Source organism: Bacillus cereus group sp. BfR-BA-01381, from assembly GCF_022663555.1.
In the GTDB taxonomy this organism is placed as follows: Bacteria; Bacillota; Bacilli; order Bacillales; family Bacillaceae_G; genus Bacillus_A; species Bacillus_A pacificus.
Genome location: NZ_JAKUFR010000100.1, coordinates 1 through 16172 on the forward strand (window position 1 = coordinate 1; position 16172 = coordinate 16172).

Sequence of the window (16172 nt, forward strand, 5' to 3'; positions counted from 1 at the left end):
CAGGACGAAAAGTAGCGGTTGTAGGACGTAGTATGGTGAAAGTGGTAGATATCGCAAGACGTCTTGGTTATTTAGATGTTCCAGAAGGTATGGTTATTTCACTACAAGAAGTAGACAATTTCCCAGAGAAAAAGGTAGCTATTTTAACGACAGGTAGCCAAGGTGAACCGATGGCAGCCCTTTCTAGAATGGCGAAGCAAGCTCATAAACAAATTTCAATTCGTAAAGGTGATACGGTTATTATTGCGGCTTCTCCAATTCCGGGTAATGAAATATCTGTATCAAAAATTATTGACTTGTTATTTAGAGCGGGAGCTGAAGTTGTTTATTACGGTGAAAGAAAAGTTCACGTTTCAGGTCACGGTAGTCAAGAAGAATTAAAATTAATGTTAAATTTAATGAAACCGAAATATTTTGTACCCGTACATGGTGAGTTCCGTATGCAAAAAGCACATGCATACTTAGCTGAAGATGTAGGTATTGCAAGAGAAAATATCTTTATCGTAGAAAAAGGCGATGTAATTGCTTTTGGTGATGATGAAGCGAACTTAGTTGGCAAAGTGCAAGCTGGCAATGTGTTAATTGACGGATTAGGTGTAGGTGACGTTGGTAATATCGTTCTTCGAGATAGAAAAATGTTATCTCAAGATGGAATATTAGTAGTTGTTGTAACACTGGGTAAAGATGAAAAGAAAATTATATCTGGTCCAGAAATCATTTCACGTGGTTTTGTGTATGTACGTGAATCAGAAGCGTTAATTGACCGCTCTACAGAGATTGTACGTATGATTGTTGAGCAATCAATTAAAGAATATTCAATTGAATGGTCTATGTTAAAACAAAATATTCGTGAATTATTAGGGCAGTTCTTGTACGAAGAGACGAAGAGAAAACCTATGATTTTACCGATTATTATGGAAGTATAAAAAAGATCACCTTTACGGGTGATCTTTTTTCTTTTTTAACTCTATCGAATGAAATTTATAACTTAAGAAATACTAGTTATATACGAGTGAAAGGGGATGCGATATGACAGAACGTGATCGTTATACAAATGAAGAGAAAGAGGCTGAACCGAAAGAAACCGGAAAAGAAGCTTCAATAGTGGAAAAAATTCAACAGCTTGGACAAACGAATGTACCACAAATGAATGAATCACGTATTCATTGTTTAACAATCATTGGACAGGTGGAAGGTCATGTTCAGTTGCCACCGCAAAATAAAACAACAAAATATGAGCATATTATTCCGCAAATTGTTGCGATAGAACAAAATCCGAAAATTGAAGGTTTACTTTTAATATTAAACACGGTCGGAGGTGACGTTGAAGCTGGACTAGCAATTTCTGAGATGGTAGCTTCGCTTTCAAAACCAACGGTATCACTTGTTCTGGGCGGAGGGCATTCTATCGGTGTACCAATTGCTGTCTCTACGGATTATTCATTTATTGCAGAAACTGCGACGATGACAATTCATCCGATTCGTCTAACAGGTCTTGTTATAGGTGTGCCGCAAACATTTGAGTATTTAGATAAAATGCAAGAAAGAGTCATTCGCTTTGTGACGAAGCATTCGAAAGTAACGGAAGATCGTTTTAAAGAGCTTATGTTTGCGAAAGGAAATTTAACGCGAGATATTGGTACGAATGTAATTGGTGGAGATGCAGTGAAGTATGGTCTTATAGATGATGTCGGTGGTATCGGAAATGCGATTCGAAAATTAAACGAATTGATAGATGGTCGCGCGGATGATCATGCAGAAGGGACAATGTTACAATGATTTTATATACAATTATGCCAGAGCAACTCGTGTATCCAGCCGATTATTCGCAATGTGAAAGTCAAAAAGTCGTAAACATAAATGGTGTTGAATTAATGGTTTCAGAAGAAGAACATGGGTGTTATTCTATTGTACGCGTGTTAAGTACGGATCCGTTTCATTACTTAGAGTTTGAGCCGGGACAGAAAATAACCTTTTAGCAAAAAGAAGGATTTTGTTTAGAAGCTATGGTATAATATAAAAAACAAGACGGTTGAGCAGCCATGAGAGGGCTGCTTTCTTCTGTTTATTTAACATTTTACAAGAAGTGTAAAAATAGAAGATATAAAGACCTGAAAAAATAGAGAAAACAAACATATAAGCAGAGTTTTTAGGGAGTTTTACTTATATGTAGAACACGAGGTGAAGAAATGGCAAAACAAAAGCAAAGAGGGACGAAGGCAAAGGCAAGACGTACGATAAAGCCAACTTTGTATTATGAAATCGTCGGTTTAACTCTTTTTGCACTTTCAATCATTACGATTTTACAGCTAGGCGTTGTAGGGAAATCGTTTGTGTTATTTTTTCGCTTCTTCTTTGGTGAGTGGTACATAATTGGTGTGTTAGGTGTAATAGCTTTATCAGTTTCATTCGTTATAAAACGTGGATGGCCGAACCTTTTAAATAAACGGTTAATCGGTTTTTATTTAATAGTATTGGCGATATTAATGTTTAGTCATATTACATTATTTAACCTTCTTACGAAAGATGGAGCAGTGCAAAATACTTCTGTTATTGTAAGTACGAAAGATAATTTCTTTCTTGAAATGAAAAAAGGGCCAGATAGCGTTCATTTAGGTGGTGGCATGTTTGGTGCACTTATGTTCGCGACTTGTTATTTCTTATTTGATGAAGTAGGAGCTTATATTATAGGTATTATTTTAGTTATTCTCGGTATACTTTGTATAACAAATAAGCATATTGGAGAAGTGTTAGCTCCAGTTGGTAGAATTCTTAGAAGTCAATTTCAAGTGATGCAAGGGGACTATAAAGATTGGAGAGCTAAAAGAACGGCTGAACAAACAGAAAAGAAAAAAACAACAAGAAGCACAAGAAGCAAACGTGCTACAGAACAAGAAGAAATTATTGAGCCGATGGAAGAAATCTCAATTGATCCTCCGATTATTTCGAATTTCACTGAGAATTATCCTGTAAATGAAGAAGAGGATAAACGAATTGAAGTAGAGCAAGAAGAGTTAATCACTTCACCGTTTATTGAAGAGACTCCACCAGTTGAAGAGCCGAAGAAAAAGCGTGGAGAAAAAATCGTTGAATCGCTAGAGGGTGAAACACAAGCACCTCCTATGCAATTTTCAAATGTAGAAAATAAAGATTATAAGCTTCCTGCTCTTGATATATTGAAATTTCCAAAGAATAAGCAAGTTACAAATGAAAATGCGGAAATTTATGAGAATGCTCGTAAATTAGAACGTACTTTCCAAAGCTTTGGAGTGAAAGCGAAAGTAACAAAAGTACATAGAGGTCCTGCAGTCACAAAATATGAAGTGTATCCTGATATGGGAGTAAAGGTAAGCAAAATCGTCGGTTTAAGTGATGATTTAGCACTTGCGTTAGCTGCGAAAGACATTCGTATTGAAGCACCAATTCCCGGGAAATCAGCTGTAGGGATTGAAGTTCCGAACTCAGAAGTTTCTATGGTAACGCTTAGAGAAGTTCTTGATTCTAAAGCTAACAATCATCCGGAAGAGAAGTTGTTAATAGGTCTTGGACGAGATATTACAGGTGAAGCTGTATTGGCTCGTTTAAATAAAATGCCCCATTTACTAGTGGCAGGTGCGACAGGTAGTGGGAAAAGTGTATGTATTAACGGTATTATTGTTAGTATTTTAATGCGTGCAAAACCACATGAAGTAAAATTAATGATGATTGATCCGAAAATGGTAGAGTTAAATGTATATAACGGTGTGCCTCATTTGTTAACACCAGTTGTAACGGATCCGAAAAAGGCATCGCAAGCATTGAAAAAAGTTGTGAGTGAAATGGAGCGCCGTTATGAGTTATTTGCTCATAGTGGCACGCGTAATATTGAAGGATATAATGACTATATAAAAGAACATAATAGTCAATCAGAAGCGAAACAACCGGAATTACCGTATATTGTAGTAATTGTGGACGAGTTAGCAGATTTAATGATGGTTGCTTCGTCAGATGTAGAGGATGCGATTATGCGTCTAGCGCAAATGGCTCGTGCTGCTGGTATTCATTTAATTATTGCAACGCAGCGTCCGTCAGTTGATGTAATTACGGGAGTTATTAAAGCGAATATTCCATCACGTATTGCATTCGCTGTCTCTTCTCAAACAGATTCTCGTACAATTCTTGACGGCGGTGGTGCGGAGAAATTGCTAGGTCGTGGAGATATGCTATTTATACCAATTGGTGCATCGAAGCCTGTACGTGTACAAGGTGCGTTTTTATCAGATGATGAAGTTGAGAGAGTTGTAGAATATGTGATTGGTCAGCAAAAAGCGCAATATCAAGAAGATATGATCCCGCAAGATGTTCCTGATACGAAGCAGGAAGTAGAAGATGAATTATATGATGAAGCAGTTCAGCTCGTAGTGGAAATGCAAACAGCATCGGTTTCTATGTTGCAACGTAGGTTTAGAGTTGGTTATACGCGTGCTGCACGCTTAATTGATGCAATGGAAATGAATGGTGTAGTAGGTCCGTATGAAGGTAGTAAACCACGTGAAGTGCTCATTAATGATGTACAAGAAAAAAGTTCATAAAAAAAGCCTAATTGTTTTTACAATTAGGCTTTTTTATATGCTGGTTTTGTTATATACTATATCCAGTGATAAAGAAAGGGCTTACATTTAAGGTGGTTCTTTAGAATACGAATACTTTGGTGTGGTTTTTTGTGAACGTTCGATATTTAATGTAGAAAAATGTTAAATCTTGTTGACACGTATGGGAGCAAGTGGTAAGATTACTTCGAAAAGAATCACTGCCTCATATAATCTTGGAGATAAGGTCCATAAGTTTCTACCTGGCAACCATGAATTGCTAGACTATGAGGGGAAAAGTGTGTAACAAAGGATGTAAGAGATCTTTGTGCCGAACTTTTTCTCGCTATGAGGAATGTTTATGGTGCAAAGTTTTTTTTATGCAGTAAAGAGTGAAAATTTCATCTTAAAAAATTATTAATATTTATTCGACAATTATGCCTATTTTTAGTGTTTAGCAATGTTTATTATGTTGTAAGTTGAAAAAAGAGAAAAGAAGTCTTACATCAGAGGTCGAATAATTGAAATGCGGGGGAGTCTTATGTCAGTAAAATCCGATAGCCGTCACCTATATTTACGGGTGATTGATCACATCAAAGAAAAAATTAAAGATGGGGCTTACAAAGAAAGACAAAAGTTACCATCAGAGTTTGATTTAGCGAAAGAACTTGGCGTAAGTAGAGCGACTTTAAGGGAAGCGCTGCGTATTTTAGAAGAAGAAAATGTTGTCATTCGCAGACATGGTGTAGGAACATTTGTAAATGCAAAGCCGTTATTTTCTTCTGGGATTGAACAACTTTCTAGTATTACAGATATGATTTCTAGTGTGGGGAAAACACCAGGAACTATCTTTTTATCATCATCTACAACAAGTTTAACAGAAGAAGAAAAAGAGAAGTTTAATAGTGAAGATGGTTTTAATGCAGTGATGATTGAGCGTGTGCGTACAGCAGATGGGGAACCTGTTGTATATTGTATCGATAAACTTGCAAAAGAAATATTGCCAGATTTATCGGGATACAACGAAGAATCATTGCTTACAGTGATACATAACAATACGCACAAACGTATCACATACGCAGTTGCTCACATTGAGCCGATTGGCTATCATCCGAAAATCTCACCGATTTTGGAATGTGAACCGGAAACGGCACTGCTAGTGTTAAAACAAATGCACTATGATCAAAATGATGAGCCAATCTTATATTCTATCAATTATTTTAGAGCTGATAAGTTTAGCTTCCACGTATTAAGAAAACGTATGTAGGTGAGTTCCTTTTTAGGGAGGTGACAGCAAGAAGTTAGGGACAGCAGCGTATAAAAAAATAGACAAATCATTTCAGGAGGGGTTTCTAGTATGAAGAAAAAAACAGGTCTTTTATTATCATTAACATTAGCAGCAAGTGCGGTTTTAGGTGCATGTGGTAACTCAGATAAAGCGAGTAGCGACAAAAAAGAGTTTAAAGTTGGTATGGTTACAGATGTTGGGGGCGTTGATGACAAATCATTTAACCAATCAGCTTGGGAAGGTTTAACGAAGTTCGGTAAAGACAATGACTTAAAGAAAAATGAAGGATATCGTTATCTTCAATCTAGTAAAGATGCGGATTACATCCCGAATTTAACGAAATTTGCGAAAGATCATTATAACACAACATTTGGTATTGGTTACTTAATGGAAAAATCAATTACAAAGGTAGCTGAACAATATCCAAAAGAGCAATTTGCGATTGTAGATACAGTTGTAGAGAAGCCAAACGTAACAAGTATTACATTTAAAGACCATGAAGGTTCATTCCTAGTTGGTGCTGTAGCAGCGATGACGACAAAATCAAATAAAGTTGGGTTTGTTGGTGGTGTAAAAAGCCCATTAATTACAAAATTTGAATCAGGTTTTAAAGCTGGTGCAAAAGCAGTAAATCCAAATATCGAAATCGTATCACAATATGCTGATGCATTTGATAAACCAGAAAAAGGCTCTGTATTAGCTTCAGCAATGTACGGTGGTGGAGTTGACGTAATTTATCATGCTTCAGGTGCAACTGGTAACGGTGTATTCACAGAAGCGAAAAACCGTAAGAAAAAAGGTGAAAACGTTTGGGTAATCGGTGTTGACCGTGACCAAAATCAAGAAGGTATGCCTGAAAACGTAACTTTAACATCAATGGTAAAACGTGTTGATATTGCAGTAGCAAAAGTAGCACAAGAAGCGAAAGATGGTAAATTAAAAGGCGGTAAAGTAGAAGAATTCGGATTAAAAGATGACGGTGTTGGTATTGCGAAAACTACTGACAATGTGAAAAAAGTAAATCCAGAAATCTTAACAAAAATAGAAGAGTTTGAGAAGAAAATCACTGACGGTGAAATTAAAGTCCCTGCAACTGACGAAGAATATAAAACATATGAAGCTTCTCTAAAGAAATAATAATAGAGAAATAGCAAAGGTTAGTTCGTAGAACTAACCTTTGCATATATAAAAATACTTTTAATAGAGTGTAATTAGGGAGTGTTCCCTGCTAAAAGGAGGAACAAAATGGAATACGTAATTGAGATGAACAATATTACAAAAGTATTCCCAGGCATTGTAGCGAATGATGATATTACGCTGCAAGTAAAACAGGGAGAAATACATGCTTTACTTGGAGAAAATGGTGCAGGGAAATCCACATTGATGAATGTACTATTTGGTTTGTATCAACCAGAACAAGGTGAAATTAAAATTAAAGGAACACCTGTAAAAATTACAAATCCGAATATAGCAAATGACCTTGGTATTGGGATGGTCCATCAGCATTTTATGCTTGTTCATAATTTTACAGTTACAGAGAATATTATTCTTGGAAATGAGCCGAAGAAAAACGGGAAAATTGCTGTTGAAGAGGCGGCAAAAGAAATTAAGCAATTATCTGAACAGTATGGTTTGGCTGTTGATCCACATGCGAAAATTGAAGATATTTCTGTTGGGATGCAGCAAAGGGTTGAAATATTAAAGACTCTTTATCGTGGTGCTGAGATTTTAATATTTGATGAGCCAACCGCGGTGTTAACTCCTCAAGAAATTCATGAGTTGATTCAAATTATGAAAAAGCTTGTGCAAGAGGGGAAATCTATCATCCTTATTACACATAAGTTAAAAGAAATTATGGAAGTTTGCGATCGTTGTACAATTATTCGTAAAGGTAAGGGGATTGGTACTGTTGATGTAGCGGAAACGGATGAGCATAAACTTGCAGAGTTAATGGTCGGACGTCAAGTGAATTTTAAAACAGAAAAAATAGAAGCTAAACCAATGGAAGAAGTACTATCTATTGCAAACCTAATTGTTCATGATACGCGCAAGTTACCTGCTGTAAAAGGCCTTGACTTAACTGTTCGTGCAGGAGAAATCGTTGGGATTGCAGGGATTGATGGAAATGGTCAAAGTGAATTAATAGAGGCGATTACTGGTTTACGAAAAGTTGAGTCAGGTTCTATTGCAATTAAAGGAAAAGAAATAACGAATTGGCCTGTTCGAAGAATAACAGAAGAGGGGATTGGTCATATTCCTGAAGACCGTCATAAACACGGACTTGTTCTCGATTTTTCTGTTCGGGACAATATTGTTTTACAAACATACTATAAAAATCCATTTTCAAAGAAAGGGATTTTGAATTTTAGTAAAATTACAGAAAAAGCAAAAGCACTTATTGAACAGTTTGATGTACGTACACCTAGTGAACAAACGTTAGCTCGCGCTCTATCTGGTGGAAACCAACAAAAGGCAATTATTGCACGTGAGGTAGATCGTAATCCAGATTTATTAATTGCAGCACAGCCGACACGTGGTTTAGATGTAGGTGCGATTGAATTTATTCATAAAAAATTAATTGAGCAGAGAGATAATGGTAAGGCAGTATTGCTTTTATCTTTAGAACTGGATGAAATTTTAAATGTAAGCGATCGAGTGGCTGTTATATATGAAGGGAAAATTGTAGCGATTGTCGATGCGAAAGAAACAAATGAACAACAGCTTGGATTATTAATGGCCGGCGGGACAGGGAAAGAGAAGGTGAACACAAATGGCTAAAAAATTTTTAACAGAACGAACAATTAATATTTTAGTACCTGTGTTATCCGTAGTTTTCGGTTTACTTGTTGGTGCCATTGTAATGTTAGTTAGTGGATATGATCCAATTGTTGGATATGCCGCGCTTTGGGAAGGGATGGTTGGCAATCCACAAGCTATCGGTGAGACGTTGCGTACAATGATTCCGCTTGTATTAGCTGGTCTTTCAGTAGCATTTGCATTTCGTACAGGTCTTTTCAATATTGGAGTGGAAGGACAGTTATTAGTTGGGTGGCTTGCTGCTGTTTGGTTTGGATATGCAGTGTCGTTACCAGCAATTTTGCATATTCCGTTATCTATATTAGTGGCAGCAATCGTCGGCGGTTTGTGGGGTTTTATACCTGGATATTTAAAAGGAAAGCTTAAAGTAAATGAAGTAATTGTGACAATTATGATGAACTACATTGCACTTTATGTTACGTATGACCTTATTAAACGCTTTATTCATGAAGGTAATGAGAAATCTTATGATGTACAAGCAAGTGCTTCGTTAGCTTCTGATTGGTTATCTTCATTGACAGATGGATCTCGTTTACACTGGGGAATTGTTGTAGCTATTATCATTGCAATTGTAATGTGGTTCTTATTAGATAGAACAACGTTAGGGTATGAATTAAAATCGGTTGGTTTTAACCAAAATGCCTCTCAATACGCAGGAATGAAAGTATCGCGTAATGTTGTATTATCAATGACAATTGCTGGTGCTTTTGCAGGAATTGGTGGAGCTATGGAAGGATTAGGGACATTCCAAAGTATGACAGCAATGTCTTCTTTTACTGGTATTGGATTTGATGGGATTGCGGTAGCACTTTTAGGCGGAAATAATCCATTTGGTATATTATTAGCAGCTTTACTGTTTGGTGGTTTGAAAAGTGCAGCACCACAAATGAATTTCGAAGCAGATGTACCTTCGGAGTTAATTAACGTTATTATTGCATGTATTATTTTCTTTGTAGCGTGCAGTTATGTTTTACGCTGGGCACTTACACGCATGAGCAAGGAGGGAAAATAAATGAGCTTTTTAGATATTTTAGCCATTCTTGTGACGGGTACGTTATATACGGCAGCACCACTTATTTTTACGGCGTTAGGTGGAGTGTTCAGTGAACGTTCTGGAGTTGTAAATATAGCGTTAGAAGGTTTAATGTTATTTGGTGCATTTATTGGTATTGTTACAACGTTATTAATGGGTGATACGTGGGGATCGATGACTCCTTGGATTGCATTATTATTTGCAGCAATTGGTAGTGGATTGTTTGCACTTCTTCACGCAGTAGCATCTATTACATTCCGTGCAGATCAAGTAGTGAGTGGGGTAGCGATTAACTTCTTAGCTCTTGGTTTAACAGTATTTGCGATTAAGAAAATCTTTGGCAAAGGACAAACTGATTTCATTCAATACCGTATTGAAAAAATCGATGTTCCGGGTCTTTCAGATATTCCGGTAATCGGAAAAATCTTTTTCTCAAATGTACCGTTAACATCATATATTGCTATTATTTTAGCGTTTGTCGTTTGGTATATCATTTATAAAACGCCGTTCGGTCTTCGTCTTCGTGCGGTTGGTGAACATCCAATGGCAGCGGATACGATGGGGATTAACGTATATAAAATGCGTTATATTGCAGTTGCTATATCTGGAATGTTTGCAGGAGTTGGTGGAGCGGTCTTCGCTATGTCGATTTCTGGTAACTTCTCAGGTGCTACAATTACTGGACAAGGTTTCTTAGCGTTAGCAGCAATGATTTTTGGTAAATGGAATCCACTCGGTGCTCTTGGAGCGGCTCTGTTCTTCGGATTTGCTCAATCATTAGGAATAACAGGTGGTACAATTCCAGTACTAAAAGAAATTCCAAGTGTATTCTTAACGATATTACCGTATGTATTCACAATATTAGCGCTTGTTGGTTTTGTAGGTCGTTCTGAAGCTCCGAAAGCATTAGGAACTCCTTATGAAAAAGGAAAACGATAAGTATAAAAAAGCTCGCACATTAGTGCGGGCTTTTTTACATAGACTATATTTAATACGGAATTTTACTATGTTCCTTACATATTCAAGTTTTTAGAAAGAACTTAATGTAAGTATAGTGAGGAAGAAAAGTTGATTTTTTATTTCTAAAAACTGTATATTGAAGAGGAATATTCCTATATACGTAAAGGAGGGCTATAAATGAAACTAATGGAACAACAGTTACATGAGTTAGGTGGTTTGCGAGTACATATTATTCCAACTGATAAATATAAAACAAATACTTTTGTATTTCGTTTTAAGGCACCTTTAAATGAGGAGACGGTGACAGAGCGTGCCCTATTGCCATACGTATTGCAAAGTGCGACAGAAAAGCTTCCTTCTGTAATTCGTCTTCGTCAATATTTAGAAGAATTATATGGATCTTCTTTAGCAGTAGATGTAAGTAAAAAAGGAGAAGACCATATTATCTCTATTTATGTAGACATTGCAAATGAAGTTTATTTACATGATGCACCACCGTTATTTGAAAAAGCGCTTTCTATGTTATCGGATATCGTTTTGCATCCAGCGACAGAGGGGAATGGTTTTCTACCTTCTATCGTAGAAAGTGAAAAGAGAGCGCTATTGCAACGAATTGAAGCGACGTATGATGATAAAATGCGTTATGCAAACGAGCGTTTAATTGAAGAAATGTGTAAAGTAGAACCGTATCGTTTAAGCGCAAATGGGAAAAAAGAGAGTGTTTCTTCCATTACAAATGAAAGTTTGTATCAATATTATCAAAAAGTGTTAGCAGAGGATGAAATGGATCTATACATTATTGGTGATATTTCAGAAAACGCAGTTGATCTTGTAAGTAAGTATTTTTCTATTTCAGCGCGTCCTGCGAGAGAAAGAAATGTACTTCTTCATAAGAGAAATAATGAAGAAAAAGAAGTTGTGGAAAAACAAGAATTAAAACAAAGTAAATTACACATCGGTTATCGTACGTTTATTACGTATAAAGATGAAGATTATTTTGCACTGCAATTGTTCAATGGATTGTTTGGAGGATTTTCTCATTCGAAGTTATTCGTTAACGTTCGTGAAAAAAATAGTTTAGCGTACTATGCAGCATCTCGCTTTGAAAGTCATAAAGGTTTATTATTTGTCATGTCAGGAATCGAAGCAAAAAATTATGAAAAAGCGGTTGAGATTATTAAAGAGCAAATGCTTGCAATGCAAAATGGTGATTTTTCTGAAGAGGAGATGCATCAAACGAAAAGTGTCATTCAAAATCAAATATTAGAAGCGATTGATACACCGCGCGGATTTGTGGAAATGCTGTATCATGGTATTATTTCAGATCGTACGCGTCCGGTTGAAGAATGGCTTACAGGTATTGAAAGGGTGACGAAAGAAGAGATTGTGAAAGTTGCTAAAAATATTGAACTAGATACAATTTACTTTTTACAAGGAACGGAGGGAGAATAAATGGAGAAAATTGTTTATGAGCAATTAAAAGAGACACTCTATTATGAAAAACTTCCTAATGGATTAGATGTATATATTTTACCGAAGCAAGGATTTAATAAAACATTTGCAACGTTTACGACAAAATATGGTTCTGTGGATAATACATTCGTACCACTAGGTAAAGAAGAAATGATTCGTGTGCCGGATGGGATTGCTCATTTTCTTGAGCATAAATTATTTGAAAAAGAAGATCACGATGCGTTCCAATTGTTTAGTAAACAAGGGGCATCAGCAAATGCTTTCACATCATTCACAAGAACAGCTTACCTTTTTTCATGTACATCAAATGTAGAACAAAATTTAAATACATTGTTAAATTTCGTACAAGAGCCTTACTTCTCTGAAAAAACAGTTGAAAAAGAGAAGGGTATTATTGGGCAAGAAATTCAAATGTATCAAGATAATCCAGATTGGCGCTTATATTTTGGGTTAATTGATAGTTTGTTTGTAAAGCACCCGATTAAAATTGATATTGCAGGTACAATTGAGTCTATTAGTAAAATTACGAAAGACCTACTATATGAATGTTATGAAACGTTTTATCATCCAAGTAATATGTTAATGTTTGTTGTAGGTGCAATCGATCCAGAGAAAACGATGGATTTGATACGTGAAAATCAAGCGAAAAAAGATTATAAAAATCAACCGGAAATAGTACGTTCATTCGAAGAAGAACCAGATGAGGTAAATGAAAAGAAGAAAATTATTTCAATGCCTGTACAAACACCGAAATGTTTAGTTGGTATTAAAGCGACAAACTTAAAAGAAAAAGGAGAAGCCCTTTTAAAACAAGAAATTGCGCTTACGTTACTTTTAGATTATTTATTTGGGAAAAGTTCTGTTCATTACGAATCTTTATATAATGAAGGACTCATTGATGATTCGTTCTCGTATGATTATACGGAAGAGAATAACTTCGGTTTTGCAATGGTTGGTGGCGATACGAAGCAACCTGATGAACTGGAAGAGCGTTTGAAAGGTATTTTATTAAACACAAATTATGATCAATTAGATGAGGCGGCATTAGAACGAGTAAAGAAAAAGAAAATAGGTGGCTTTTTACGCTCCTTGAATTCACCAGAATATATTGCAAATCAATTTACACGATATGCGTTTAATGAATCGAGTCTGTTTGATGCATTGACTGTATTAGAAAGTTTAACGGTTCAAGATTTACAAGAAGTAGCAAAATTATTACTATCAGAAGAAAAAATGAGCGTTTGTCAAGTTTTACCGAAAAAATAAAAGGTTTCACAATAATACCCTCATCTTATCATTGATAAATTGTAAGATGAGGGTATTATTTATTTGTGGGGAAAAGATTTTTTGAGATAAGAGAGGAATTGTATGAAAAAGTATGCATTAGTAACTGGAGGAAGCGGAGGGATTGGCTCTGCTATTTCGAAACAATTAATTCAAGATGGATATACAGTATATGTTCATTATAATAACAGTGAAGAGAAAGTGAATGAGTTACAGAAAGAATGGGGTGAAGTAATTCCTGTTCAAGCGAATTTAGCTTCTACTGATGGGGCAGAGCAATTGTGGAAACAAATTGAACATCCTCTTGATGTTATCGTATATGCAGCTGGGAAGAGTATATTTGGACTCGTAACAGATGTAACGAACGATGAATTGAATGATATGGTAGAACTTCAAGTGAAGAGTATCTATAAATTATTATCAATGGCACTGCCTTCAATGATTCAGCGGAGAAGCGGTAATATTGTACTTGTATCGTCTATATGGGGACAAATTGGCGCATCATGTGAAGTGCTTTACTCGATGGTAAAAGGTGCGCAAAATTCATATGTGAAAGCTTTAGCAAAAGAAGTTTCATTAAGTGGAATAAGAGTGAACGCGGTGGCGCCAGGAGCAATTGAAACGGAAATGTTAAACGTATTTTCAGAAGAGGATAAGAATGAAATTGCAGAAGAGATTCCGTTAGGTAGGCTGGGATTGCCAGAAGAAGTAGCAAAAACAGTGTCATTTCTTGTCTCTTCAGGTGCATCTTATATAACGGGACAAATTATCGGAGTGAACGGCGGTTGGCATTGCTAAAAATTTCTTACATAAAAAATGAAAAACTGTACAAATTAAGCATGATTCTAATACTAAGTAGTGAGGTGCTTACACATGTCAGTTTTAGATAATTTTGATCAATGGAAGAGCTTTTTAGGAGAACGTTTAGAACAGGCGCAAGGGAAAGGTCTTGATGGTGGTGCTGTATCAGATATGGCATTTCGTGTTGGTGACTATTTAGCAAATGAAGTAGAAGCACGCAACGATCAAGAGAAACTATTAGCTGAGCTTTGGAAAGTTGCTGACGAACAAGAGCAACATACAATCGCAAACTTAATGGTAAAGTTTGTACAGCATAAGTAAAAAATAGAGAGGAGAATCTCCTCTCTATTTTTTTTGTATAATAATAACGCAGGATAGATTATACATTTAGCTTCCCTATTAAGGTGAAATCATATAATATAGTACGTAGGTGTAAAGTAAGCAAGGGGAGTGATCTTGGATGATTGAATGGTATTTTGAATATGAAATACATAAAAACCGACCTGGCTTGCTTGGTGACGTTTCTTCGTTAATCGGTATGCTCGGCATTAATATTGTCACAATTAATGGTGTAGATAACGCAAGGCGTGGATTACTCCTTATGTGTGATAATCAAGAGCAAATCTCTAGACTTGAATCAATTTTAAATACGATGGATAATATAACGGTAACGAAATATCGTCCGCCAAAGCTAAGAGATAAGCTAGCGGTTAGACATGGTAGGTACATACAACGAGATGCAGATGATAAGAAAACATTTCGTTTTGTGCGTGATGAATTAGGATTACTTGTAGACTTTATGGCTGAAATAATGAAAAAAGAAGGTCATAAACTAATCGGGATACGAGGAATGCCTCGTGTCGGAAAAACAGAATCCATTGTTGCCGCAAGTGTTTGTGCAAATAAAAGATGGTTATTTGTATCATCTACTCTTATTAAGCAAACTGTTCGTAGTCAATTGATTGAAGATGAGTATAGCGACGACAATATTTTCATCTTAGATGGAATCGTGTCAACAAAGCGTGCTAACGAAAGGCATTGGCAGCTTGTTCGTGAAATTATGAGATTGCCTGCAACAAAAGTTGTGGAACATCCTGACGTATTTGTGAGTCAGTCAGAATACACGTTGGATGATTTTGATTATATTATTGAGTTGCGTAACGATTATGATGAAGAAATTCAATATAATTTAGTAGATGAAATTGAGCAAGGTACGCAAAATAATTTCTCTATGTTTGACTTTTAAAGAAATATTGAGGTGTTAGTAGTGACAGAATTAGGACAAAAGCTGAAAGAAGCAAGAGGAACGAAAGGCTTGTCTATTGATCAGCTGCATGAGATTACAAAAATTCAAAAACGTCATTTAGTAGCGATTGAGGAAGGCAATTATGATGTATTGCCAGGGACTTTTTATGCGCGTGCATTCATTAAACAATACGCAGATGCGGTTGGATTAAATGGAGAAGAACTGCTTGTAGAATATCAGAGTACGATACCACAATCTGAAAAACGCGACGTTCCGCAAGTTTCAACTGGACAAAAAACACAAGAAACAATGCAAAAATCATCATCATGGCCAATTGCAGATCACATGCCAAAAATCTTAGTTGCGCTTTTAGTAATCGCAGTTGGAGTGGTAATTTGGTTTGTTTTCCAAGCGTTAACTGGAAAAAGTGATGAGAAAGTTCCGAATGCTCAAAGTGAGAAAATTGAAGTTAAAAAAGCGGAAAACTCGCCGTTAGATACGAAGAAAGATGAAGTGAAAGCGGAAGAGCCGAAAAAAGAAGAGCCGAAAAAAGAAGAACCGAAAAAAGAAGAGCCAAAGAAAGAAGAACAACCAGCGCAACAAACGGGACAACAAGAAATCAAAGTAATTGGGACAACTGGTAAGGAATCCACTTTGGAAATTCATAATAATAAAACGTTAGAACTAGAAATTACAACAAAA

The 16172-nt window shown here is 36.1% G+C and carries 15 protein-coding genes and 1 riboswitch; all 15 genes read left to right on the top strand.

What is annotated here, in order from left to right; all coding sequences use genetic code 11:
• Positions 1-926: ribonuclease J (locus tag MR079_RS24070; RefSeq protein WP_242294788.1), on the top strand; the 926-nt coding region annotated here is incomplete at its 5' end.
• A 103-nt stretch (positions 927-1029) separates the two neighbouring features.
• Positions 1030-1779 (top strand): translocation-enhancing protein TepA, encoded by a 750-nt coding sequence (gene tepA, locus MR079_RS24075; RefSeq protein WP_103625729.1) that lies wholly within the window; start codon positions 1030-1032, stop codon positions 1777-1779.
• A complete protein-coding gene (locus MR079_RS24080; protein ID WP_242294789.1) occupies positions 1776-1979 on the top strand; it encodes a YlzJ-like family protein in 204 nt (67 codons plus the stop codon). Before tepA ends, MR079_RS24080 begins: the two co-directional genes overlap by 4 nt.
• A 210-nt stretch (positions 1980-2189) precedes the next feature.
• Positions 2190-4571, top strand: a complete 2382-nt coding sequence (locus tag MR079_RS24085; protein WP_242294790.1) for a DNA translocase FtsK — start codon at positions 2190-2192, stop codon at positions 4569-4571.
• A gap of 203 nt (positions 4572-4774) precedes the next feature.
• A riboswitch (purine riboswitch) is annotated at positions 4775-4876 on the top strand.
• A 233-nt stretch (positions 4877-5109) separates the two neighbouring features.
• Positions 5110-5835 carry a GntR family transcriptional regulator gene (locus MR079_RS24090; RefSeq protein ID WP_000114176.1) on the top strand — a complete coding sequence of 242 codons (726 nt, stop codon included), beginning with the start codon at positions 5110-5112 and terminating at the stop codon, positions 5833-5835.
• A 90-nt stretch (positions 5836-5925) separates the two neighbouring features.
• Positions 5926-6993: a BMP family lipoprotein gene (locus MR079_RS24095; protein ID WP_139866997.1), complete on the top strand. Its 1068-nt coding sequence runs from the start codon at positions 5926-5928 to the stop codon at positions 6991-6993.
• 108 nt (positions 6994-7101) lie between these two features.
• Positions 7102-8634 carry an ABC transporter ATP-binding protein gene (locus tag MR079_RS24100; RefSeq protein ID WP_139866999.1) on the top strand — a complete coding sequence of 511 codons (1533 nt, stop codon included), beginning with the start codon at positions 7102-7104 and terminating at the stop codon, positions 8632-8634.
• The gene (locus tag MR079_RS24105) at positions 8627-9685 is read left to right on the top strand and encodes an ABC transporter permease (protein WP_001074499.1); all 1059 of its coding nucleotides are present in this window, start codon (positions 8627-8629) and stop codon (positions 9683-9685) included. Before MR079_RS24100 ends, MR079_RS24105 begins: the two co-directional genes overlap by 8 nt.
• Positions 9686-10645 (top strand): ABC transporter permease, encoded by a 960-nt coding sequence (locus tag MR079_RS24110; protein ID WP_000008842.1) that lies wholly within the window; start codon positions 9686-9688, stop codon positions 10643-10645.
• 198 nt (positions 10646-10843) lie between these two features.
• Entirely contained in the window at positions 10844-12118 is a 1275-nt protein-coding gene (gene yfmF, locus MR079_RS24115; protein WP_242294791.1) for an EF-P 5-aminopentanol modification-associated protein YfmF, read from the top strand.
• The gene (gene yfmH, locus MR079_RS24120) at positions 12119-13405 is read left to right on the top strand and encodes an EF-P 5-aminopentanol modification-associated protein YfmH (RefSeq protein WP_000411947.1); all 1287 of its coding nucleotides are present in this window, start codon (positions 12119-12121) and stop codon (positions 13403-13405) included. It begins immediately after the preceding gene.
• Positions 13406-13507: 102 nt separating this feature from the next.
• Positions 13508-14221, top strand: coding sequence for an elongation factor P 5-aminopentanone reductase (gene ymfI, locus MR079_RS24125; RefSeq protein ID WP_139867003.1), 714 nt, complete (start codon positions 13508-13510; stop codon positions 14219-14221).
• Between the two features lie 75 nt (positions 14222-14296).
• On the top strand, positions 14297-14545 hold the full coding sequence (locus tag MR079_RS24130) for a DUF3243 domain-containing protein (RefSeq protein ID WP_000114454.1): 249 nt from the start codon (positions 14297-14299) through the stop codon (positions 14543-14545).
• A 139-nt stretch (positions 14546-14684) separates the two neighbouring features.
• Positions 14685-15470 carry a DUF3388 domain-containing protein gene (locus MR079_RS24135; protein ID WP_000574107.1) on the top strand — a complete coding sequence of 262 codons (786 nt, stop codon included), beginning with the start codon at positions 14685-14687 and terminating at the stop codon, positions 15468-15470.
• A 21-nt stretch (positions 15471-15491) separates the two neighbouring features.
• Positions 15492-16172 (top strand): helix-turn-helix domain-containing protein (locus MR079_RS24140; RefSeq protein ID WP_242294792.1); only part of this gene is annotated, 681 nt, incomplete at its 3' end.